Raw genomic sequence first — 21,654 nt, 5'->3', positions numbered from 1 at the left:
ACAAGCACGGTACAAGCACTGGACAAGCCTGCAGGTGCTGCATAAGGCGGGGAAAAGAAACGACGATGCCGGCGCGAGGCCGGCATCGGAGAGGTTAGGGCGAGGGCAGACTTACTTGCCGGCCTTGGCCAGATAGCTTGCGCGCCACGGCTTCAACACCATCAGCGCCAGGCAGGCGGTGAGAATGTCCAGCGTGATGGCGGTGCCGAAGACCGGATGCCAGCTGCCGGTCTTCTCATGCATCATGGCCGCCAGCGGGCCGCCGAAGATCGAGCCGATGCCTTGCGACATGTAGAGCCAGCCATAGTTGGCGGTGGCGTTGCGGGTACCGAAGGTGTCCGTCAGGGTCGAGGGGAAGAGCGAAAAAATCTCGCCCCAGCCGAAGAAGACCACACCCGACAGCAGCACGAACAGCACCGCATTCTCGTGCGTGGCCAGCCACAGCGCCATGGCCACGCCTTCCAGCGCGAAGGCGAAGAACATGGTGTTCTCGCGACCGTAGCGGTCCGACACCCAGCCGAAGAAGGGACGCGTCAGACCATTGGTGAGGCGGTCGATGGTCAGCGCCAGCGGCAGCGCCGCCAGGCCGAACACCATCACATTGGCCACGCCGAAGTCGCGCGCGAAGGTGGCCATCTGCGACGTCACCATCAGGCCCGAGGTGGACATCATGGTCATCATCACGAACATCAGCCAGAACAGCGGCGTACGCAGCATCTGGCGCGGTGCCACGTCGAGCTTGCTGGCGGCAATCGCCGGGGCCGGCATGGCAGCGGCATGGCCGGCGTCAGGCGAGCGCAGCGCCTGCGACGCCGCCACCCCGATCACCGCAAACACCAGGCCGAACTGCCACAAGGTGGTTTCCAGTCCGGCGCTGGCTAGCGACGCCGAGATCGGGAACGTGGTCAGGATCGCGCCCATGCCATAGCCGGCCGCCACCATCCCCACCGCAAAGCCACGACGGTCCGGGAACCAGCGCACCATCTGGCCCACCACACCGACGTAGACGATCCCGGTGCCCAGCCCGCCCACCAGTCCGTAGGCCAGATAGAACAGGCCGATGCTGGAGACTTGCGCGGCCAGGATCCACGACAGGCCCGACATGAAGGTGCCGATGGCAATCAGGCGGCGCGCACCGAAGCGCTCGATCAGGCTGCCCTGGAAGGGCGAGAAGAAAGTCTGCAGCACGATCAGCATCGAGAAGGTGATCTGCAGTTGCGACAGCGGCACGCCCAGCTTGGCCGTGAGCGGCTTGGTGAAGAGCGTCCAGACGTATTGCGGGCTGGAGATGGCCATCATGCAGATCAGGCCGATGCACAGCTGGAACCAGCGGTTGTGCAGCAGGCCCTGCGCGCTCGCGGGGGCGGTGTGGGTGAGGGTGGTCATGCGTTTCTCCTGTACAGAAAGCCGTGGGGGAAAGGCCAGCCCTGCCGGATCGGGCAAGGTGCCGCTTGCCGGGATTTATGTATGCATAAATCCTGCGCCCACAAAAGCAGCTTTCATGCCATTTGCCTTGTGGCAAATCCGGCACCCGGAAAATCGGTTCAATTCTTCTTCAGGAGGGGAAAAACCGGCCTGCGACCCGCAGATGACGCGCGAATCTTCACTTCGTCAGCCAAACCGCTTGCGCCGGGCCGGTGCCGGTGACGCGGCGCTGCCTTGTGCCGGTGCAGCCTGCACCGACCCGGCGCGCACCTGTTCCAGGCGGGCGATGGTCATCCGTTCGACCACGGCGTGGCTGCCTTCGATGTGGCGGCCGATGAGTTCGCCGGCCAGGTCACCGTCATTGCGGGCGATGGCATCCAGGATGGCGCGGTGCTCGGCATAGGTGTCGTCGATGCAGTCGCCATAGGCGAAATCGAGCCGGCGCATGATGCGCAGCTGGTTGGTCAGCTGGCGGTAGACGGTATCGGCCTCGGGGTTGCCCGCCGCCTGCACCAGGGCGCAGTGGAAGGCTTCGTCCAGGGCCGCCACGGCCAGCCCGTCGGGCAGACGGTCGCTGGGAGCGCAATGCCAGATCGCGCCCTGCTCGGCCACCAGTTGCTGGCGCACGGATGCGGCGATGCGCGGCGAGCAGAGCTTGCGCACCGCGTGCAACTCCAGCATCTCGCGCAATTCATAGAGGGAGGCGAAGCGTGCCAGATCGATCGGCACCACTTCCCAGCCATTGCGGAAATGACCGCGCACCAGACCTTCGCTCTGCAGGCGCATGAGCGCCTCGCGCACGGGCGTACGCGAGACTTGCAGGCGCTCGGCCACGTCGTTCTCGGCGAAGCGGTCGCCGGGCAGCAGGCGGAAGGCGTAGATGTCTTCGCGCAGGCTGGCGTAGACCGTATCGGTCAGCTTGCCGGCGCGGCGTGTGGCGAGATCGGCGGGCGCTTGGCGGGACGTCATGAGAGCAGTGGCGGGGCGGATGGACGGGGTTGGCGGCTATCTTAACGCGGGCGTGGGGGCGGATGGAAGATGGACCGGCCCTGCTTCACCGGTCTTGCGCTTTGCGCTTGCCCCGCGTACCCAACACCGTGATACGCGATTTGGGCGACGTCCCCGCCAGTTCGCGCGCAATGAAATCCACAAAGCTGCGCACCCGCGTCGACAGCTGCTGGCGCTGCGAATACACCGCGAAGATATCCGCATTGGGCGTCTGCCAGCCCGGCAGCACCTGCACCAATCGGCCTTCTTCCAGATAGCTGCGGATATCCCACTCGGCGCGCATGAGGATGCCATGCCCGTCGAGCGCCCACTTCACTGCGATCTCGCCGTCATTGGTGGTGAGGTTGCCGCGTATCTTGACGCTCTCCGTCTTGCGCGAGGCGCCGCTGCCCGAGGACAGCTTCCACACCCCATAAGCCTCGTCCCCCTGGCGGATACCCACGCAATTGTGCTTGCTCAGGTCATGCGGCGTCTGCGGCATGCCGCGCCGCTTCAGGTAGGCCGGCGAGGCGCACAGCAGGCGCGCGTTGGAGGCCAGCCGGCGTGCTACCACCCTGGTATCGGGCGGCTCGCCGAAGCGGATGCAGACATCGAAGCTGTCCTCGGTCAGCGGCGGCGGCATCACCGACAACTGCAACTGCACCGACACCTGCGGATGGCGCGTGACGAACTTCGAGATCACCGGCGCCACGTGGCTGCGTCCGAAACCCAGCGTGGCATTGATACGCAGCAGGCCTTCCGGGCGGCGCCTGGAACTGCCCAGCAGTTCGGACAATTCACTGATCTGGTCGAGGATGCGGCGCGCGTGTTCCAGATAAAGCTCACCCTCGGGCGTCAACATCATGCGGCGCGTGGTGCGGTTGACCAGCGGCACGCCCGCACGCGCTTCCATCTGCGTGAGGTGCTTGCTGACCGCCGCCGTGGTCAGCCCCAGCTCGCGTGCCGCCGCCGACAGGCTGCCGGCCATGGCCAGTACGGAAAAGAAACGCAGGTCGGCGGGAAGAACGGTGTCCTGCATGAAGACCTCATCAGAGAAAGACAGTTGATTGTTGAATTAAGGTTAAGAATGCTTTAAGTCTAGCACCGCTTCCTTTCCTCGCAGTGCGGGTAAAGTACCCCGCACGCAAAAAGGCGGCGCACGCCGTGTTTTTGCGAGACCCGCTACCGCATCTCATCAAGAAAGGCTGTCGACATGAACACCTATCGCATCGCCACCATCCCCGGCGACGGCATCGGCAAGGAAGTCATTCCCGCCGGCCGCCAGCTGCTGCAAGCTCTGGCCGCCGCCCGCGCCGACCTGGCCTTCGACTTCGAGGACTTCGACTGGGGCGGCGACTACTATCGCCAACACGGCGTGATGATGCCCGCCGATGGCCTCGATGCCCTGCGCGAGAAGGACGCCATCCTGTTCGGCTCGGCCGGTGACCCGCACATCCCCGATCACGTCACCCTGTGGGGTTTGCGCCTGAAGATCTGTCAGGGCTTCGACCAGTACGCCAACGTGCGCCCCACGCGCATCCTGCCGGGCATCGATGCGCCGCTCAAGCGCTGTCGTGCGCAAGACCTGAACTGGGTCATCGTGCGCGAGAACTCCGAAGGCGAATACGCCGGCGTCGGCGGCCGTGTCCACCAGGGCCATCCCATCGAGGCCGCTACCGATGTCTCGATCATGACCCGTGCCGGGGTCGAACGCATCATGCGCTTTGCCTTCAGGCTGGCGCAGTCGCGTCCGCGCAAGTTGTTGACGGTCGTCACCAAGAGCAATGCCCAGCGCCATGCGATGGTCATGTGGGACGAGATCGCGGTGCAGATTTCGAAGGAGTTCCCCGATGTGAAGTGGGACAAGGAACTGGTCGATGCCGCCACCGCGCGCATGGTCAACCGTCCCGCTACGCTGGACACCATCGTGGCCACCAACCTGCACGCCGACATCCTCTCCGACCTCGCCGCCGCGCTGGCCGGCAGCCTCGGTATTGCACCGACCGGCAACATCGATCCCGAGCGCCGTTATCCGTCCATGTTCGAGCCCATCCACGGTTCGGCCTTCGACATCATGGGCAAGGGTCTGGCCAATCCGGTCGGCACCTTCTGGTCGGTGGTGATGTTGCTGGAACACCTGGGCGAACACGCTGCCGCGGCCCAGGTGATGCAGGCCATCGAAGCCGTCACCGCCAATCCGGCGCTGCACACCGGCGACCTCGGCGGCAAGGCGACTACGGTGCAGGTGACCGAGGCCGTGTGTGCTTTCGTTGCCCGGGCGGCGCAGGGGTAGCACGGGGCATGGCGAGGGGATCGTGATGGCATGCCTTGTCGAAAGGGCGCTTTGGCAGCATCCTCTGCAATCACCGCAACGAACGCAGCGACAAGACCGTGCTGGTGCGCCTTGACGGGGCCCTGGTCAGCACCGGTGTCGACAAGTTCGGCGCGCTGGTGGGCGATGCTTGCCGTCTGGGCGCCAACTCGGTGATCGCGCCCGGGGCGCTTCTTGCGGCGGGAACGGTCGTGGCGCGCGCATCCTTGTGGGATGATGAGGCGCAAGCCGCTTAGCTTTCTGCCACCGCAATTCCAACGCATGACATCCCATGACGATCACTCTTCATTTTCTCGATGCCCGCGCCAGACTGACGCCTCTGCGCCCCTGGATCAGCGAAGCCCTGCTGCAGACGCATGCAAGGGCTTCGGCGCTGCTGCCCTTGCTTCCTCTGGATGTGGTCATCCAGGCCGGAAACGAAGTGGTGCCGGAAAAGGGTCTGCTGGGCCATGCATCCAGGCCGGGATTCATCCAGCTGATCGTCGATCCCGACCATCCGCAATTGTTGCTCAACCAAAACGCATCGCTACAACGCATGTTTGCGCACGAGTTGCATCATGCGGCAAGGTGGGATGGTCCCGGATATGGCAGCACGCTGGGCGAGGCGCTGGTGTCCGAAGGCATGGCGGGGCATTTTGCGCAGGAGTTGCTGGGCGGCGACCCGGAGCCTTGGGAGACCCTCGATATCAGCCGGATGACGGAGCACCTTGCGCTGGCCGCACAGCAATGGGGCCGTAGTGACTAGAACCCATTTCATAAATAGGCGTGAGATGCGTTCTGTCCAGAAAGGGCGCTGGCAAGGCGCGCGACGCGTCGTGTGGCGGTGCCACACGCAAGGAGTGCAACGCGGCCAGCGCCCTTTCTGGACAGAACCCGGAGGGAGCGGCCCGTTTGGGCGAATTGCTGCGTTACGAATTTGGGTCAAGACGCCCAGTCTTGACCCAAATTCGCGCCTTGCACTTCATCCCAAACGGGACTCGCTCGCACTCACGCCTATTTATGAAATGGGTTCTATGATCACGGCCTGTGGTTTTTCGGGACGGGGAACCTGCCGCGCTGGCTGGGCTATTCGCTGGGCTATCAGCTCGTGGCGAAGTTTTCCGAGGAGCAGGGCGGGATACGGGCGTCGGCCATGCATGGGCTGGATGCGCAATGCTTGCGCGAGACACTGTGGTGTCTTGTTGAGAATGCCGGGGTGCGCGGGCCGTCATCGGTCGGCGAGTCAGGCGGGGAACGCAAGGGGAACGCAAATTGAGCTATCTCTTTCATGGCAGGCGCAACCGCATGGATGGCGTGATGCTGGGTGGTGATGCGCTGGGACGTGAACAGGCTCCGCTGGAGGTGGCGGCGTTTCTCCAATCGGTATTCGGGCCGGGAAAATGACATCCGGTGTTGTGGTATGCCCCTATCCTGGCAAGCGGCCTGGACCGATGGGAGTCATGCCTGCAGACAGTCGACATAAGGGGGAACGCCATGAAACTCCTATCCATCAGTTTGCTGGCGATGTTGCTGGGCGCGACATTGGTCGGCCCGCATGCCGCGGAAAAAACGCAAGCGCCTGACACGATTGAAAATTCAATCGGGATGCAAATGGTGCTGATCCCTGCGGGAGAATTCCTGATGGGAACGGATGAATCTCTCGCGTCGCTGCAAAAGGCCTACCCGGATTATGAAGCGCGGCGGCTGCGCGATCTCGACGATGAGCGGCCGCGACACAAGGTGGTGATAAGCCATCCCTTCTATCTGGGGAAGCATCTGGTCACCGTTGACCAGTTCGCCCGATTCCTGGCGGAGTCCGGCTATCTCCCCGAATCCGTTCGCGATCAGACCGGCGGCTATGGTTACAACCCGAACTATGATCCCGAAAAGACTGAGCGGAAAGATGCGTTCGAAGGCCGCAACCCACAATACAGCTGGAAAAATCCGGGCTTTCCCCAGGCTGGGAATCATCCGGTGCTCAACGTCACCTGGAATGATGCACAGGCGCTGGCAGCATGGCTCAGCGAGAAAGAGAAGGCGCACTACCGTCTGCCCACTGAAGCCGAGTGGGAATACGCCTGCCGTGCTGGCACGACGACCCGCTATCCCAATGGCGATGATCCGGAGGGCTTGAGCCTGATCGCCAACACCTTCGACGCCGACGCTGCACCCTACTGGCCGCGTTTGGCTTCTCATGCGCTCAAGGGCCATGATGGATTTGCCTTTACCTCGCCGGTCGGCAGCTTCCCTGCGAATGGATTCGGACTGCATGACATGGTGGGAAACGCCTGGGAATGGACCGCAGACTGGTACGGCGAAGATACCTACGCACGCTCGCCCCTGGCAGACCCGCAAGGACCGGCCGCCGGTGAGGTCAAGGTACGACGCGGCGGCTCCTGGCATACCTGGTCATTGTATGCACGCTGCGCCTTCCGTAACTGGAACACCACCAGTACGCGCTATACCCTGGTCGGGATCAGGCTGGTCCGGGATGTGGACGTCAGGCATTGAAGAGACTGGCCTGTGAAATGAGCGTGACGCGGATGTCGCCACCCACCTCCTGGCGCAAGCCTTCCGTTATCGCTGCCACCGCGAACTTGGTCGCGCAGTAGACGGCTGCGGTCGGGCTGGCGGCATAGGCGCCAATGGACGCAATGTTGATGATCTGTCCGCTGCGCTGCTTTTGCATCAGGGGCAGCGTGGCGGCAATACGACGCATTGCAGACCATGAACATGGATGGCCCGCAGCAGCCAGGCATGCGGGCCAAGGTGTCAGCAGCTTGCTGAGTTAAACGATATAAATAATTTTCCGGCGCAAGCTGCAAAGACAGGTCAGACAGAGTTCATGCTGCTATCCCCAGCTCCTTGCCCCGCGTCTCCGGCAAGATCAGGCAGGCCACGATCACCAGGCCATAACACCCCGCCGCCATCCAGCCGATGGTCTGCCCCAGCGGCAGGCTGTTGCTGAGATAGCCCACCAGTGCCGGGCAGATCGCGCCGACTGCACGGCCGAAGTTGTAGCAGAAGCCCTGGCCGGAACCCCGCACGTCGCTGGGGAAGAGTTCCGACAGGTAAGCCCCCATCCCCGAGAAGATCCCCGACAGGAAGAAGCCCAGCACAAAGCCCAGCGCCAGCATCCATGCATCGGTGATGATGAGTTGCGTATAGCTCAGTACCAGCACGATGCCCATCGCGGCAAACAACATGAAGCAGCGACGCCGGCCAATGGTGTCGGAGAGCCAGGCGGAGGTGAGATAACCGCAGAAGGAACCGCCGATCAGCACCAGCAGGTAAGTGCTGGTGCCCAGCACCGACAGATGGCGTTCGGTCTTCAGGAAGGTCGGCAGCCAGGTGGTCACCGAGTAATACGCACCCTGCATGCCGGTGGCCAGCAGGCTCGCCAGCAGCGTGGTGCGCAACAGGTCGGGGTGGAAGATGCGCAGGAAATTGCCGCGCTGGCCGCTTTCGCGCAAGCGTGCGCGGGTCGCCAGATATACCTCGGGCTCGCTGATGGCGCGGCGGATGTAGAGCGTCAACAGGGCCGGCAGTACGCCGATCCAGAACAAGACCTTCCACGCCGTCTCCGGCGGCAGCACCGCATAGACGCCCCAGAAGGCCAGTGCGGAAGCCGCCCAGCCCACCGCCCAGCTGCTCTGCACCAGGCCCGATGCCTTGCCGCGATGGCGTGCCGAGATGGTCTCGGCAATCAGTACTGAACCGACCGCCCATTCGCCACCCATGCCGAAGCCCTGCATGGCGCGGGTAAAGAACAGCTCGGCGAAGGAAGTGGTGAAGCCCGAGAGGAAAGTGAACAAGGCAAACCACAGCACCGTCCATTGCAGCACCCGTACCCGGCCATAGCGGTCGGCCAGCACGCCGGCCGCCCAGCCACCGATGGCCGAGGTCAGCAGGGCGCCGGTGGCGATGTAGCCGGCTTCGGCCTTGCTCATGCTCCACGCAGCCAGCAGCGTGGGGATGAGGAAGGTATAGATCATGTAGTCAAAACCATCCACCGCATAGCCGGTGAAGGTCGCCGTGAGCGTGCGTCGCTCGGATGTCGTTGTCTCTTGCAGCCACATGAGGATCCCCGTATGAAGTATGTCAATCACTGACGTGCGGCATCACACGGCCAGCGGACAGCGCGGCCGGTGATGGAAAACGGTGGGACGTGCAGGCCTAGGTCTGCGCGTCGAGCAGCAGTTCGCTGTTGAGCTTGTCGGTCACCAGCATGTAGCCGGGCGCATGGGTGATGCAGAATTCGGGCCGGGCGGCGACGATGGCGGCCTGGGGCGTGACGCCGCAGGCCCAGAACACCGGCAGTTCATCGGCGCGGATGTCCACCGCTTCACCATAATCGGGCTGGCCGATATCGCTAATGCCGATCAGGGCGGGGTCGCCGATGTGGATCGGTGCACCGTGCACCTGGGGCGTGCGCGCGGTGATCTGGATGGCACGGATGGCGTCGGCAGCCTTGAGCGGGCGCATCGAGACCACCGTCGGCCCCTGGAACACGCCCACCGGCCGGGTGGCGATGTTGGTGCGATACATGGCCACGTTGCGACCTTCGCTGACATGACGCAAGGGAATGCCGGCCGCCAGCAGGGCATGCTCGAAGGAGAAGGAACAGCCCAGCGCAAAGGTGACCAGATCATCGCGCCATACCTCGCGCAGGTCGCTCACCTCAGCCACGCGCTGACCGTGGCGCCAGAGGTGATAGCGCGGCACGTCGCTGCGCACATCCAGGTCCAGACCCAGCGCGGGCAGGGCCGGCGAACCGGGTTCGGAAACGGCCAGCAAGGGACAGGGGACGGGATTGCGTTCGCAGAAGGCGAGAAAATCTTGCGCCAGTGCCGCCGGCAGAATCGCCAGGTTGACCTGCACGTGGGCGCTGGCTACGCCGCTGGTGTGGCCGGTGAAGGCGCCGCTGCGGGCGGCCAGGCGCACTTCCAGTGCGGTCGAGGCCGCTGACAGCGCAGCTGCGGTGGCGGGATGGCAGGGGGCGTCGGACAAGGCAGTGGCAGTCTCTGGCATGGCGGTCTCCTCATGGAATGGAGCCGATGTTAGGAGCGCGCCGGGAGAGCGTCCAACAAAAAATTTATATCTTTTGTTATCGATTTATTCGATGAGGACAGCGGAAAAATCACTATAGCGATTTTCGTGCCAGGGCTTCATTTTTGTGCGGCATGGCCTTTTGCTTGTGTGCGCCGTGCATGGTCCAGCGCCGAATCGAGCACCAGCTCGGCCAGGCTGGAGCTGGGGTCTTCGCGATAGCTGGCGTGAATCTGCAAGGCGGGCAGGGTGGCCTCGCTGCGCAGGATACGCAGCGGCAGGCGGCGCGTGAGTTCGCGCACCGAGGCGCGCGGCAACGTGGCGACACCGAAGCCGCCCTCCACCAGCTGCACCATGGCGGAGATGGACGAGATGGCATGCACGCGCGGATTGAGCACGCCCCATTCCTGGCACAGTTGCAGCAATCCCTGGTGCGGCTGCGAGCCGCGCTGGAAGGTGATGAGATCGTGGGCGGCCAGTTCTTCCAGCGTGTAGGAACGGGTGCCGAAGCGCTCGCGATGGCCGACGAAGACCATCTCCATGGGCGTCATCAGACGCGAGCGCACGGCGGTGTCGCTGCCGACCGTGGAGGTGAAGACCAGATCCTGGGCACCGCACCGGATTTGCTCGGTCAGCACCGGCGAGGTCTCGACGGTGAGTTCGAGGGCGAAGTCGGGATAGCGGCTGCGGATTTCCTGCAGCCAGGCCGGCAGCCAGCTATGCACCACCGATTCGATGCTGCCGATGCGCAGCGCCAGCGGGCCGGCAGGGTTGCCGCCCAGTTCCTGGCGTATCTGGCGCTGCATGTCGAGCAGCCTGACGGCCAGGCGCTGGAAGCGCTGGCCGGCCACGGTGAGGCGGAACTGTTTTTCGCGGCGGTCCAGCAGCACCACGCCCAATTCTTCTTCCAGCGAGGCGATGAGGCTGGACATGGTGGATTGCGTGATGTGGAGCTTTTCAGCGGCGCGGGTGATGCTCTTGAGCGAGGCGGCCCAGTGGAAGGCCTCGACGAATCGCAGGTTCATGAGTGCTTGGCGAAGAGGTTGGCGGCTTGGCGCTAGGCTACCTGCCGAGGGGCGATTGCGCAAATGCGGGCAGCGGACCTGAGCAACGCCCGCCCTCCGGTTCTTGCACGCCGCACCAATCTTCCCGCCGCTTGACACAATCCTCCCCGATACCTATCCTCACCCCCCATTGGTCTGACCCTTCACTGCCCGCAGATGCCGGGCTGGCGGGCCAGAGCGGCGATGCCGATAAGGCAGCGATTCACCCCTACAGGCAGGTATCCAGAGAGCATGTCCTTCGACCCCATCGTCCAGAAATCCATTTCCGAACAGGTTGCCCAGCGGCTGCTGACCATGATCCGCAGCGGCTTGCTCAAACCTGACCAGCAACTGCCGCCCGAGCGCGAACTGGCGGCCATGCTGGGGGTGGGCCGTCCTGCGGTGCGCGAGGCCATTCGCGGCCTGGCGCTCCTGGGTCTGCTGCGTATCCGCCAGGGCGAAGGCACTTTCGTCAGTTCGCTGGAGACACGCGAACTGCTGGAGCCGCTGGAGATGATCATCGATCTCAATCCCGGCACGCTGGAAGCCCTGTTCGATGCCCGCCTCATCATCGAGACCGGCGTGGCCGCGCTGGCTGCCACGCACATGGAAGAGGCCGAACTGGCGCGCCTGGCGCGCAACGTCGAGGACGAGGCCCGGCTGCTGTCGGACCCGGCGGCGTTTTCGGCGGCCGATGTGGAATTCCATGAGGCCATCATCGAGGCCTGCAACAACCCCTTCCTGCAAAGCATCGCCGGCAGCCTCTACATGCTGGGCAAGAAGAGCCGCTCCATCACCTCGCGCATCCCTTCCACGCTGGAACGCAGCCTGCAGGATCACCGCGAGATTCTCGATGCGCTCAAGGCGCGCGATCCGCAGAAGGCGTCCGAAGCCATGCGCCACCACCTGCTGCGCGTGCGCGATGCCTATCGCAGTGCCGGGCGCAGTCAGGACGAATCGGTCCACGACTAGGGCCGGTTCTGGCATGGCTCTTGCGGCTGCAAGGGCATGCATACCGATTCCTTCCTCCCCGTTCCGGCTTCTGCTGCCCTGGCCCCGCCGGGCGGCTTGCTGCGCGACAAGCTGGCGCTGCTGCTGGACTCCACCGGCGAGGGCATCTACGGCATCGATCTGGAGGGGCGCTGCACCTTCATCAACCGGGCCGGTGCCGCGATGCTGGGCTATGCGCCCGCCGAAGTTCTTGGCCGCAACATGCACGAGCTGGTGCATCACAGTCATGAGGATGGCGGCCATTACGCCGAGGCCGACTGCCCCATCCTGAAAGCCTTCCGCAAGGGCGAGTCCTGCCGGGTCGACCAGGAAGTGTTCTGGCGCGCCGATGGCAGCTGTTTTGCCACCGAGTATTCCTCTTATCAGATCGTCGATGCCGGTCAGGTGCGCGGGGCGGTGATTGCTTTCAGCGATATTTCCAAGCGGCGCCAGGCAGAGGAACAGTTGCAGCGCGCCAAGGCCGAGCTGGAAGTGCGCGTGGCCGAGCGCACCCGCGAGCTGTCGGCGGCGCTGCGCCAGGTGCGGCAATTGTCGGCGCATGCGCATTCGGTGCGCGAGGATGAGCGCACCCGCATCGCCCGCGAGATCCACGATGAACTGGGCAGCCTGCTGGTGGCCCTGAAACTGGACGTGAACTGGATGGCCAAGCGTGTGGCCCACCTCGATCCGGTGGCGCGCAAGTGCGAGGCCATGAGCCGCCTGATCGAAACCGCCGTCGACAATGTGGGACGCATCATCACCGACCTGCGCCCCAGCATCCTCGATCACCAGGGCCTGATCGCCGCGCTGGAATGGCAGGTGCAGGAATTCTCCGAAGCCACCGAACTGCCCTGCGAGGTCGAGTTCGATATCGCGCCCGAGGCCTTCGTCCCGGATGGCGCCAAGGCCACGGCGGCGTTTCGCATCTTCCAGGAAATGCTTTCCAACGTGGCGCGCCACGCCCAGGCCACGCAGGTGCGCATCGCCGTCCACCTGACCCCGGCCGAGTTGCGCATGGAAGTGGAAGACGATGGCGTGGGCACGCCCCGCGCCGCGCAGGAGGCGGCCACGTCCTATGGCGTGATGGGCATGCGCGAGCGCGCCTTGCACTTCGGTGGCGCACTGAGCATTGCTGGTGCGCGCCATGCACCAGCCGATGGCAGGCCGGGGACGCTGGTCTGCCTGCGCCTGCCCCATCACACCGGGAGGACGCTGACATGAGTGCGGCCGGCGACAACATCCGCATCCTGCTGTGCGATGACCATCGCATCGTGCGCGAGGGCCTGAAGCAGATCCTGGCCGACACGCCCGATATCGAGGTCGCCGCCGAATGCGCGAACGGGCCGGATGTCCTGCACCGCGCCCGCGTCGAGGCCATCGATCTGGTGCTGCTGGACATCGCCATCCCCCAGCAGGACGGGCTGGACGTGCTGCGCCAGATCAAGCAGGAGATGCCGCGCCTGCCGGTGCTGATGCTGTCCACCTATCCCGAGAAACACTATGCGGCGCGCTGCTACAAGCTGGGTGCGGCCGGCTATCTCAACAAGAGCGCCGATCCCGCGCAACTGGTAGAGGCCATCCGCAAGGCCGCCGGCGGCGGCCTCTACGTGAGCGCGCAGATGGCCGAGACGCTGGCCTCGGGCCTGGCCCAGCGCGCCACGGCACCGCAGCGGGCCGCGCATGAGAGCCTGTCGCACCGCGAGTATCAGGTGTTCCAGCTCATCGCCGCCGGGCGCAGCGTCAAGGAAATCGCCGACCAGCTGGAGCTGAGCCCCAACACGGTGAGCACCTACCGCAGCCGCATTCTGGAAAAGACCGGAGCGTCCAATGATGTGGGCATCGCCATGTACGCGGTGCGCCACCAGTTGCTGCCGGTCTGAGGAGGGCGGTACGGTTGTCGTCGTTTTGCAGCGTGTTTTCGTCATTCTGACGATGTATTCGACGTTGCTTGTAGTGGCAGCACTACAAGATGTCGTGAGCCCATGACGTAATGCAGCGGGCTGGCCAATCCCTTGCAGGTGGTGCAGGTGAACGCAGCAACCCTAACACTCACCAAACGGGGGGAATCATGCCGGACGCACCAGAGACCAATCTGTTCCACACCTATGACGCCGAGCGCGCCGGGCAGGGCTGTTCCTGCGGCCGCCACGGCAGCCAGCAGCAGCACGAGGCCGATGTGCTGGCCGGGCAGCAGCGCCAGCAACGCGGCTGCGATGTGGAAGCGCTGACCAATGACGTGGTGGAAGAAGCCGTGATGCGTTCGCTCTTCCCACGCGTGGCCGAGCGCCGTGATTTCCTGCGGGCGGTGGGCAGGAATGCGGCGCGGGCGGCCATTGCCAGCGTGTTGCCGCTGGGCTCGCTGCAGGCCATGGCGCAGGAAAAGAATGGCGCGCCGGAAAAGAAGGATCTGAAGATCGGCTTCATCGCCATCACCTGTGCGGCGCCGCTGATCATGGCCGATCCGCTGGGCTTCTATCGCAAGCAGGGCCTGAACGTGTCATTGAACAAGACGGCCGGCTGGGCGCTGATCCGCGACAAGATGATCAACAAGGAACACGACGCCTCGCACTTCCTTTCGCCCATGCCGATGGCCATGTCCATGGGCGTGGGCAGCAACGCCACGCAGATGCGCGTGGCCACCATCCAGAACATCAACGGCCAGGCCATCACACTGCATACCAGGCACAAGGACAAGCGCGATCCCAAACAATGGAAGGGCTTCAGGTTCGCCGTCCCCTTCGAGTATTCGATGCACAATTTCCTGCTGCGCTACTACCTGGCCGAACACGGCCTGGACCCGGACCGCGACGTGCAGATCCGCGTCACGCCGCCGCCGGAAATGGTGGCCAATCTGCGGGCGGGCAACATCGATGGCTTCCTCGGTCCGGACCCGTTCAACCAGCGCGCGGTGTATGACGAGGTGGGCTTCATCCACATCCTCTCCAAGGAAATCTGGGATGGGCACCCCTGCTGCGCCTTCGGCACTTCCGAAGAATTCATCAGGCAGAATCCCAATACCTTCGCCGCGCTGTTGCGCGCCGTGCTGACGGCAGCGGCGATGGCGCGCGATCCGGCTAACCGCTCGCTGGTGGCCAAGGTGATCTCGCCACCGGCCTACCTGAACCAGCCGGAGACGGTGGTGGAGCAGGTGCTGACCGGCCGCTTCGCCGATGGCCTGGGCAACGTCAGGAACGTACCGGGCCGCGCTGATTTCGATCCGGTGCCCTGGGATTCGATGGGAGTGTGGATTCTCACGCAGATGAAACGCTGGGGCTACATCAAGGGCGACGTCGACTACAAGGCCATCGCCGAGAAGGTGCTGCTGCTGACCGAGGCCAAGAAGCACATGAAGGAACTGGGCCAGCCGGTGCCGGACGGGGCCTACCGCAAGTATTCCATCATGGGCAAGGAGTTCGATGCCAGCAAGGCCGACGCCTACGTGAACAGCTTCGCCATCAAGAGGAGTGCATGATGCCCTCGCCGCATCTGGGCTGGCGTGCCGCGCTGATCTCGCTGCTGCTGCTGGCCGCACTGCTGATGGTGCTGGACCTGATCTTTGCGCGGCTGCAGAAGTGGGTCACCTATGTCGAATGAGGGGAGCAGCATGGACCACAATTTCCTGAGCGTGCAGGGCCTGTCCAAGCGTTATGCAGCGGGTGCGCCGCCGGTGTTCGAGCAGGTGTCCTTCGGCATCGATCGCGGCGAGTTCGTGTGCGTGATCGGGCACTCGGGCTGCGGCAAGACCACCATCCTCAACGTGCTGGCCGGGCTGGAAGCGGCCAGCGAGGGCGTGGTCATCATGGACCGGCGCGAGGTCAGGGGACCGAGCCTGGATCGCGGCGTGGTGTTCCAGAGCCATGCGCTCATGCCCTGGTTCAGCGTGCTGGGCAATGTGGTCTTCGCGGTGCGGTCGCGCTGGCCGGACTGGTCGCGTGCCAGGGCCGAGGAACATGCACGGCGTTTCATCGAAATGGTGGGGTTGAAGGGCGCAGAACACAAGAAGCCCTCCGAGCTGTCGGGCGGCATGAAGCAGCGCGTGGGCATTGCGCGCGCCTTTTCCATCGAACCCAAGATGCTGTTGATGGATGAGCCCTTCGGTGCGCTCGATGCCTTGACCCGTGGCGTGGTGCAGGACGAATTGCTGAAGATCTGCGCGGCCACGCATCAGACCGTGTTCATGATTACCCACGATGTGGATGAAGCGATCCTGCTGGCCGACAAGATCTTCCTCATGTCCAACGGCCCGCAGGCCTGCATCGCCGAGGTGGTCATCAATACGTTGCCCAAGAATCGCACGCGCGAAGGCATGCACCACGATCCGCAGTTCTATCGCATCCGCAATCACCTGGTCGATTTTCTGGTGCACCGCTCGCGCCAGATCCAGGCGGCGCAGGCCAGCGGCGCGGCGCGCCTGCCGCCCCGTATCGTCATGCCGGGGCTGGAGCAGGCGGTGGCCTGAGGCCGGGCGCGTGGATGGGGCATTTCGTCAGTTTGTATCGTCATTGTGCAGCACCGTTTCGTCAGGATCGATGACAGGGACTGCAAAGTGTCGTCGATATTCTTTTTCGTCCACCCAAGGAGAGAGCGCATGGACCGCAACCAAGTCACCCAGAAGATCGTCACCGCCAAGGTCAGCAAGAAGATGAGCTGGGCCCAGATCGCCGAGCGCATCGGCCAGAGCAAGGAGTGGACCACCGCTGCCATGCTGGGCCAGATGACCCTGACCGCCAGGCAGGCGGCCGTGGCGCAGGAGATGTTTGAACTCACCGATGAAGAGACCCTGTGGCTGCAGATCGTGCCCTACAAGGGATCGCTGCCGACTGCGGTGCCGACCGATCCGCTGATCTATCGCTGGTACGAGATCGTCAATGTCTATGGCAGCACCATCAAGGAGCTGATCCACGAAGAATTTGGCGACGGCATCATGAGCGCCATCGATTTCAAGATGGATATCCAGCGCCAGGCCGACCCCAATGGCGATCGCGTCAATGTGATGCTGTCGGGCAAGTTCCTGCCCTACAAGACCTATTGAGTCACATCGGGTTACAAGGCGGAGCGGCCAAAAGGGAGGTGGCGCGGCTAGAATAGCGCATGCCCAACGACAAGAAACTCTCCGCCTATGCGCCCTCGGCCACCCGCATCCGGGCGCGCTTCGTGGCCATCTCGTGGCGCGATCTGGCCGTCAGCTTCGGTCCCATCATCCTGCTGATCCTGATCGGCGCGTGGCTGGTGATCTGGCTGATCCGGCCGGCCCCGCCGTCTTCCATCACGATTGCCGCCGGTCCCAAGGACAGCAATTTCTGGCGCGTGGCCGAGCGCTACAAGACGCTGCTGGCGCGCGATGGCATCCGCCTTGATATCGTCGAGACCGGCGGCTCGCTGGACAACCTCAAGCGCCTGGCCGACCCGGACCAGAACGTCGACGTCGGTTTCGTGCAGGGCGGCCTGGCCAGTGCCGTGCCGGCCGAGGCACTGGAACCGCTGGTGTCGCTGGGCAGCATTTCCTACGTGCCGGTGTCGGTGTATTACCGCGTCCCGCCGCCGCGCCCGGATGGCCGCCCGGCGCCGCCGCTGCGGCAATTGTCGGAACTGGCCGGCAAGCGCATTGCCATTGGCGGGCAGGGCAGCGGTTCCAGCGTATTGGCCGCGACCCTGCTCAAAGCCAATGGCGTGGAGCCGGGCGGCAGTACCCAGCTGTTGAACATCGGCGGCGATGAAGCCGCACAGGAGCTGACCAGCGGCAAGATCGACGCGGCCTTCCTGATGGGCGATTCGGTCTCGGTGGCGACCATGGGCAAGCTGCTGCGCGCGCCCGGCATCCGGATTCTGGATTTTTCTCAGGCCGAGGCCTACGTGCGGCGCTTCCGCTATCTCAATACGCTGAAGATGCCCATGGGCGTGTTCGACCTGGCGCGCAACCTGCCGGCACGCGATACGCAACTGATCGCCCCCACGGCCGAGCTGGTGGCGCGGGACGACCTGCATCCGGCGCTCTCGGACCTGTTGATCGCAGCGGCGCGCGAGGTGCACGGCAAGGCCAACGTGATGCAGAAGGCCGGGGAATTCCCGGCGCCGCTGGAGCATGAATATCCGATCAGCGACGATGCGGCGCGCTACTACAAGTCCGGCAAGACCTTCTTCTACCGCACCTTGCCGTTCTGGATGGCCAGCCTGCTGGACCGTGCAGTGGTGATCGTGCTGCCAGTGATCCTGTTGCTGATTCCGGGGATCAGGCTGGTGCCGATGCTCTATGGCTGGCGCGTGCGCTCGCGCATCTATCGCTGGTATGGCGAACTGATCGCGCTGGAACGCGGACTCTCGCGCGAGTCGCCGCAAGAGCAGGCCGAGATGCTCAGGCGCCTGGATGAGATCGAGATTGCGGTCAATCGCATGAAGATGCCCCTGGCCTTTGCCGACCAGTTCTACGTGCTGCGGGAACATATCGGCTTCGTCCGCGCCCGCCTGGCGGCGGGTGTGGCCTGAGCGCCACGCGCCATCGGGCCGGGCGGCCGGGTTGTTGTATGCTCGCCATGGTGAATACAGTACTGTATAAAAAATACTGTGTATTCATACAGTACTGTGCTAAAGTGAAGCCTCCTATCGACAAGAAGAGGAATCGCTGCCATGACCCACTTTGATCTTGCTTCCGACGCTCGCTTCGCTGTTGCATCGTCCACCCCGTCTTCGCTGGCCATCCGCCTGGGTCGCCGCGAAATCTTCATCTGCCGTGATACCTACGTGCGCCGTTACCGGGTCAATCCGGTGATCGAGTGCAGCGCCGGCATCGAGCCCGGCCACGTGGAAATCCTGTTGCTGCGCCGCTGGCTGGTGGTGCTGTCGAAGGCGCGCGGCTGATGCGTCGCGCCTTGGACTGGCTGGTGGTGGATGCGCTGGGGAGGGCGGCCGGGGTGGATCAGGCGGTGCTGCCTGCCGCCGCCGGGGTGGTTGCCACCGTGGCGGAGGGCGCCGCCGCCAATGACGATTCCATGCTCGGAAACGTCACCAAATGCGTCACTTCCAGCCTGATTCCTATCCATTCCCCCACCGCGTGATCGTGATGCGAGGGTACCAGCGAGAGCAGTGGCTGGCCGTTCTCCAGCGCCAGGGTGTAGAGGAACTGCGCGCCCCGGAACGACTTGCGTACCACGCGCGCCTGCAATGGCGAGGCGTCGTCGTGCATCACGTCGTCAGCGCGTAGTAGCACATCGACCTGCGTCCCCCCCGCATTGATTGCGCCCTCCAGCGGCAGCCCGCGCAAGAGGCCCGCTGCGGTGCGGACTTCGATTTCCCCTTGCGGCCCGGCATCCGCCGTCGCCTGTACTTCACCCCGCAGCAACACCCCATGCCCGATGAAATCGGCCGCAAAGCGCGTGGCCGGGCGGTGATAGAGCGCGTAAGGCGTATCCCATTGCTCCAGCCGGCCCTGCCGCATTACGCCCACGACATCGGCCACGGCAAAGGCTTCCATCTGGTCGTGCGTCACCATCAAGGCCGTGGTGCCGGTGCGCTTGAGGATGTCACGCACATCGTGCGCCAGGCGTTCGCGCAATTCCACGTCGAGACTGGAAAACGGTTCATCCAGCAACAGCAGGCGCGGTTGCGGCGCCAGTGCGCGCGCCAGCGCAATGCGCTGCTGCTGTCCCCCCGACAATTGGTGCGGAAACTTGGAGGCGGCTTGGGGCAGTCCGACCAGCGCCAGCATCTGCGCCACGATCTCCTCACGCTGCGTCCGCGCCATGCCGCGCAAACCAAAGCCGATGTTGGCCGCCACGTCCAGATGCGGGAACAGCGCGAAATCCTGGAACACCATCCCGATACGCCGCTCCTCGGCCGGTACGCGCACGCCATCGCCTTCCAGCAATTCTCCGTCGAGCCGGATGCGGCCGGACTGCGCCGGCTCCAGCCCGGCCACGGCGCGCAGCAGGCTGGTCTTGCCACTGCCGGAGGGGCCGATCAGGGCGCCCAGCTCGCCCGGCTGCAGGTGCAGCGAGACGGCCTCGACGGCAGGGTGGGTAGTGCGGGGATAACGGATGCTGACGTGTTCGACTTCCAGAAACATGGGCAGGCTCGGTGAAATGGTTACAATTCGCGTTTGTCTCGGAGTGCGCAGTGTAGCGCATGGACCGCCGACTTCCCCTGGCAATTCTTTTTCTGGCCGCTTCTCCTATGCACATCATCGGTTTGCTCGCTGTCCTGATCGCCTTGCCGCTCTTCGGCATCCTCGCTGCCTGGTTCGGGCTGGATGCCGCGGGCCTCGACAATCTGCGCCAGCAGATGCAGACCGTGCTGCCCGGTTACCTCGCCACCTCGGGCTGGCTGGCGCTGATGGTGCCGCTGGGCGTGGTCATCGTCGGCGGTGCGACGGCGGTGACGGTGAGCCTGTTCGAGTTTCGCGGGCGGCGCTGGCTGTCCTGGGCCCTGTTGTTGCCGATGGCCATGCCAGCCTATGTATCGGCCTATGCCTATACCGATTTCCTGCAATACGCGGGTGCGGTGCAGAGCACGCTGCGCGGCTGGTTCCCGGGCTGGCGCATGGACGTGCGCGGCTTGGCCGGCGCGGTGTGCATGTTCGTCTTCACGCTCTATCCCTACGCTTACCTGCTGGCGCGCAATGCGCTCAGCGAGCGCGGCATGCACCTGATGGAAGCGGCGCGCATGCTGGGCACGCCCCTGTCCGAACGCATCCTGCGCGTGGCCTTGCCGCTGGCGCGGCCGGCGCTGGCGGCCGGGGCGGCACTGGCGCTGATGGAGACGCTGGCCGATTACGGGGTCTCGGCCTATTTCGGATTGACCACTTTCACTACCGGTATCTACAAGGCCTGGGTGGTGCTGGACGACCGCATCGCCGCCGCCCAGTACGCTTCGCTGCTGCTGCTCTTCGTGGCGGTGCTGCTGTGGCTGGAACGGCGCGAGCAGGGCCGCATGCGCTTTGCGGCCGCCCGTGGAGCGCGCGGCAGCGAGGGGGCCGAGGCGCGCCTGCCGCAGTTGTCGCGGGTGCAGACGCTGGCAGCGTGGATGGTGTGCGGCTTGCCGGTGGTGCTGGGATTCGTGCTGCCGGTGGCGATCCTGTTGCAGCTGTGGGCGGGGCAGCGGGGCAGCACGGATGGGGCGATGCCGGCCTTCGATCTGCTCCGTTATGCCGGCTGGGTGTGGAACAGTTTCCGCTTCGGTGGCATGGCGGCGGGAGCTGCCATCGTGCTGGCGCTGGGCCTGTGCTTTGCGCTGCGCGCCACCCACCTGCCGCGCCTGCAGGGCGCGATGCTGCGTCTGACCGCGCGGCTGGCCGGCATGGGCTATGCGATTCCCGGTTCGGTCATCGCCGTGGGCATCCTGCTGCCGGTGGCCTGGCTGCAGGCCGTGTGGCCGGCGGCCGGACTGGGCGTGCTCCTCACGGCCAGCTCGCTGGGCGTGATCTATGCCTATCTGGTACGCTTCACGGCGGTTGCGGTGCAGTCGGTGGAGTCCGGCTACACGCGCATTCCGGCCAGCCTCGATGAAGCGGCACGCACCCTGGGCAGTTCGCGCACGGTGATCGCCTGGCGCCTGCATATGCCGCTGTTGTGGCGCTCGCTGGCGGTGGCGGCGCTGATGGTGTTCGTCGATGTGGTCAAGGAACTGCCGGCCACCTTGCTGTTGCGGCCCTTCGATACCGATACCCTGGCCGTGATCGCGCACAACCTGGCGCGCGATGAGCGCCTGGGCGAGGCGGCGCTGCCGGCCTTCTCCATCGTGCTGGTGGGGCTGGCGCCGGTGCTGCTGGTGATGCGGGCGCTCGATGGCAAGCGCCGGACGGACTTGCAAAGCGGCCTTCCGCCCGCATAACGCAAGGACGCAAAGACCAACAAAGAC

At 64.6% G+C, this 21,654-nt stretch carries 22 protein-coding genes and 1 pseudogene; 15 read left to right on the top strand and 8 right to left on the bottom strand.

Annotation, left to right across the window (positions count from 1 at the left end; translation table 11 throughout):
* Window positions 1–111 precede the first annotated feature (111 nt).
* The 3 genes from oxlT to AACH55_RS17340 all read right to left on the bottom strand — a co-directional run bounded on the left by oxlT (window position 112) and on the right by AACH55_RS17340 (window position 3,451).
* A complete protein-coding gene (gene oxlT / locus AACH55_RS17350) occupies window positions 112–1,386 on the bottom strand; it encodes an oxalate/formate MFS antiporter (RefSeq protein ID WP_338715904.1) in 1,275 nt (424 codons plus the stop codon).
* A gap of 225 nt (window positions 1,387–1,611) precedes the next feature.
* Window positions 1,612–2,394 (bottom strand): GntR family transcriptional regulator, encoded by a 783-nt coding sequence (locus AACH55_RS17345; protein WP_338715903.1) that lies wholly within the window; start codon window positions 2,392–2,394, stop codon window positions 1,612–1,614.
* Window positions 2,395–2,479: 85 nt separating this feature from the next.
* Entirely contained in the window at window positions 2,480–3,451 is a 972-nt protein-coding gene (locus AACH55_RS17340; protein WP_338715902.1) for a LysR family transcriptional regulator, read from the bottom strand.
* Window positions 3,452–3,625: 174 nt separating this feature from the next.
* Between AACH55_RS17340 and AACH55_RS17335 the strand changes: the two genes are divergently transcribed.
* The 5 genes from AACH55_RS17335 (at window position 3,626) to AACH55_RS17315 (ending at window position 7,234) form a co-directional block, all read left to right on the top strand.
* Entirely contained in the window at window positions 3,626–4,705 is a 1,080-nt protein-coding gene (locus AACH55_RS17335) for a tartrate dehydrogenase (RefSeq protein ID WP_338715901.1), read from the top strand.
* Between the two features lie 35 nt (window positions 4,706–4,740).
* Window positions 4,741–4,980 carry a hypothetical protein gene (locus AACH55_RS17330; protein ID WP_338715900.1) on the top strand — a complete coding sequence of 80 codons (240 nt, stop codon included), beginning with the start codon at window positions 4,741–4,743 and terminating at the stop codon, window positions 4,978–4,980.
* A gap of 35 nt (window positions 4,981–5,015) precedes the next feature.
* On the top strand, window positions 5,016–5,489 hold the full coding sequence (locus AACH55_RS17325) for a DUF2268 domain-containing putative Zn-dependent protease (RefSeq protein WP_338715899.1): 474 nt from the start codon (window positions 5,016–5,018) through the stop codon (window positions 5,487–5,489).
* 506 nt (window positions 5,490–5,995) lie between these two features.
* Window positions 5,996–6,127, top strand: a complete 132-nt coding sequence (locus AACH55_RS17320; protein ID WP_338715898.1) for a hypothetical protein — start codon at window positions 5,996–5,998, stop codon at window positions 6,125–6,127.
* A gap of 90 nt (window positions 6,128–6,217) precedes the next feature.
* The gene (locus tag AACH55_RS17315) at window positions 6,218–7,234 is read left to right on the top strand and encodes a formylglycine-generating enzyme family protein (RefSeq protein ID WP_338715897.1); all 1,017 of its coding nucleotides are present in this window, start codon (window positions 6,218–6,220) and stop codon (window positions 7,232–7,234) included.
* Between the two features lie 13 nt (window positions 7,235–7,247).
* Here AACH55_RS17315 and AACH55_RS17310 read toward each other — a convergent pair.
* From AACH55_RS17310 to AACH55_RS17295, 4 genes and pseudogenes are all read right to left on the bottom strand, one after another.
* Window positions 7,248–7,442, bottom strand: a pseudogene (locus AACH55_RS17310) (SDR family NAD(P)-dependent oxidoreductase); the annotation flags it as partial.
* A 124-nt stretch (window positions 7,443–7,566) separates the two neighbouring features.
* Window positions 7,567–8,802 (bottom strand): MFS transporter, encoded by a 1,236-nt coding sequence (locus AACH55_RS17305; RefSeq protein WP_338715896.1) that lies wholly within the window; start codon window positions 8,800–8,802, stop codon window positions 7,567–7,569.
* A gap of 97 nt (window positions 8,803–8,899) precedes the next feature.
* A complete protein-coding gene (locus tag AACH55_RS17300; protein WP_338715895.1) occupies window positions 8,900–9,754 on the bottom strand; it encodes a putative hydro-lyase in 855 nt (284 codons plus the stop codon).
* 137 nt (window positions 9,755–9,891) lie between these two features.
* Window positions 9,892–10,797, bottom strand: a complete 906-nt coding sequence (locus AACH55_RS17295) for a LysR family transcriptional regulator (RefSeq protein ID WP_338715894.1) — start codon at window positions 10,795–10,797, stop codon at window positions 9,892–9,894.
* A gap of 270 nt (window positions 10,798–11,067) precedes the next feature.
* Here AACH55_RS17295 and AACH55_RS17290 point away from each other — a divergent pair, with 270 nt between their 5' ends.
* From AACH55_RS17290 to AACH55_RS17250, 9 genes are all read left to right on the top strand, one after another.
* Window positions 11,068–11,787, top strand: coding sequence for a FadR/GntR family transcriptional regulator (locus AACH55_RS17290; RefSeq protein WP_338715893.1), 720 nt, complete (start codon window positions 11,068–11,070; stop codon window positions 11,785–11,787).
* Between the two features lie 36 nt (window positions 11,788–11,823).
* Window positions 11,824–13,026: a PAS domain-containing sensor histidine kinase gene (locus AACH55_RS17285; protein WP_338715892.1), complete on the top strand. Its 1,203-nt coding sequence runs from the start codon at window positions 11,824–11,826 to the stop codon at window positions 13,024–13,026.
* Window positions 13,023–13,685 (top strand): response regulator transcription factor, encoded by a 663-nt coding sequence (locus AACH55_RS17280; protein WP_338715891.1) that lies wholly within the window; start codon window positions 13,023–13,025, stop codon window positions 13,683–13,685. Before AACH55_RS17285 ends, AACH55_RS17280 begins: the two co-directional genes overlap by 4 nt.
* A gap of 188 nt (window positions 13,686–13,873) precedes the next feature.
* The gene (locus AACH55_RS17275; RefSeq protein ID WP_338715890.1) at window positions 13,874–15,277 is read left to right on the top strand and encodes a CmpA/NrtA family ABC transporter substrate-binding protein; all 1,404 of its coding nucleotides are present in this window, start codon (window positions 13,874–13,876) and stop codon (window positions 15,275–15,277) included.
* On the top strand, window positions 15,277–15,399 hold the full coding sequence (locus AACH55_RS17270; protein WP_338715889.1) for a hypothetical protein: 123 nt from the start codon (window positions 15,277–15,279) through the stop codon (window positions 15,397–15,399). Before AACH55_RS17275 ends, AACH55_RS17270 begins: the two co-directional genes overlap by 1 nt.
* Before the next feature lie 10 nt (window positions 15,400–15,409).
* Window positions 15,410–16,264 (top strand): ABC transporter ATP-binding protein, encoded by an 855-nt coding sequence (locus AACH55_RS17265; RefSeq protein ID WP_338715888.1) that lies wholly within the window; start codon window positions 15,410–15,412, stop codon window positions 16,262–16,264.
* A gap of 129 nt (window positions 16,265–16,393) precedes the next feature.
* Complete coding sequence (gene cynS / locus AACH55_RS17260) at window positions 16,394–16,837, top strand: cyanase (protein WP_338715887.1); 444 nt, start codon at window positions 16,394–16,396, stop codon at window positions 16,835–16,837.
* A 59-nt stretch (window positions 16,838–16,896) separates the two neighbouring features.
* Entirely contained in the window at window positions 16,897–18,288 is a 1,392-nt protein-coding gene (locus AACH55_RS17255; protein WP_338715886.1) for a TAXI family TRAP transporter solute-binding subunit, read from the top strand.
* A 141-nt stretch (window positions 18,289–18,429) separates the two neighbouring features.
* A complete protein-coding gene (locus tag AACH55_RS17250; protein ID WP_008330905.1) occupies window positions 18,430–18,660 on the top strand; it encodes a hypothetical protein in 231 nt (76 codons plus the stop codon).
* A 58-nt stretch (window positions 18,661–18,718) separates the two neighbouring features.
* On the opposite strand, the gene AACH55_RS17245 is transcribed toward AACH55_RS17250, so the two are convergent.
* Window positions 18,719–19,864, bottom strand: a complete 1,146-nt coding sequence (locus AACH55_RS17245) for an ABC transporter ATP-binding protein (protein ID WP_338715885.1) — start codon at window positions 19,862–19,864, stop codon at window positions 18,719–18,721.
* A 107-nt stretch (window positions 19,865–19,971) separates the two neighbouring features.
* On the opposite strand from AACH55_RS17245, the gene AACH55_RS17240 reads away from it, so the two are divergent.
* On the top strand, window positions 19,972–21,627 hold the full coding sequence (locus tag AACH55_RS17240; RefSeq protein WP_338720330.1) for an iron ABC transporter permease: 1,656 nt from the start codon (window positions 19,972–19,974) through the stop codon (window positions 21,625–21,627).
* Window positions 21,628–21,654 lie beyond the last annotated feature (27 nt).

The sequence above is a fragment of the Herbaspirillum sp. DW155 genome (assembly GCF_037076565.1).
Classification (GTDB): Bacteria; Pseudomonadota; Gammaproteobacteria; order Burkholderiales; family Burkholderiaceae_D; genus Herbaspirillum.
This window is presented reverse-complemented; position numbering and strand designations above follow the sequence as displayed.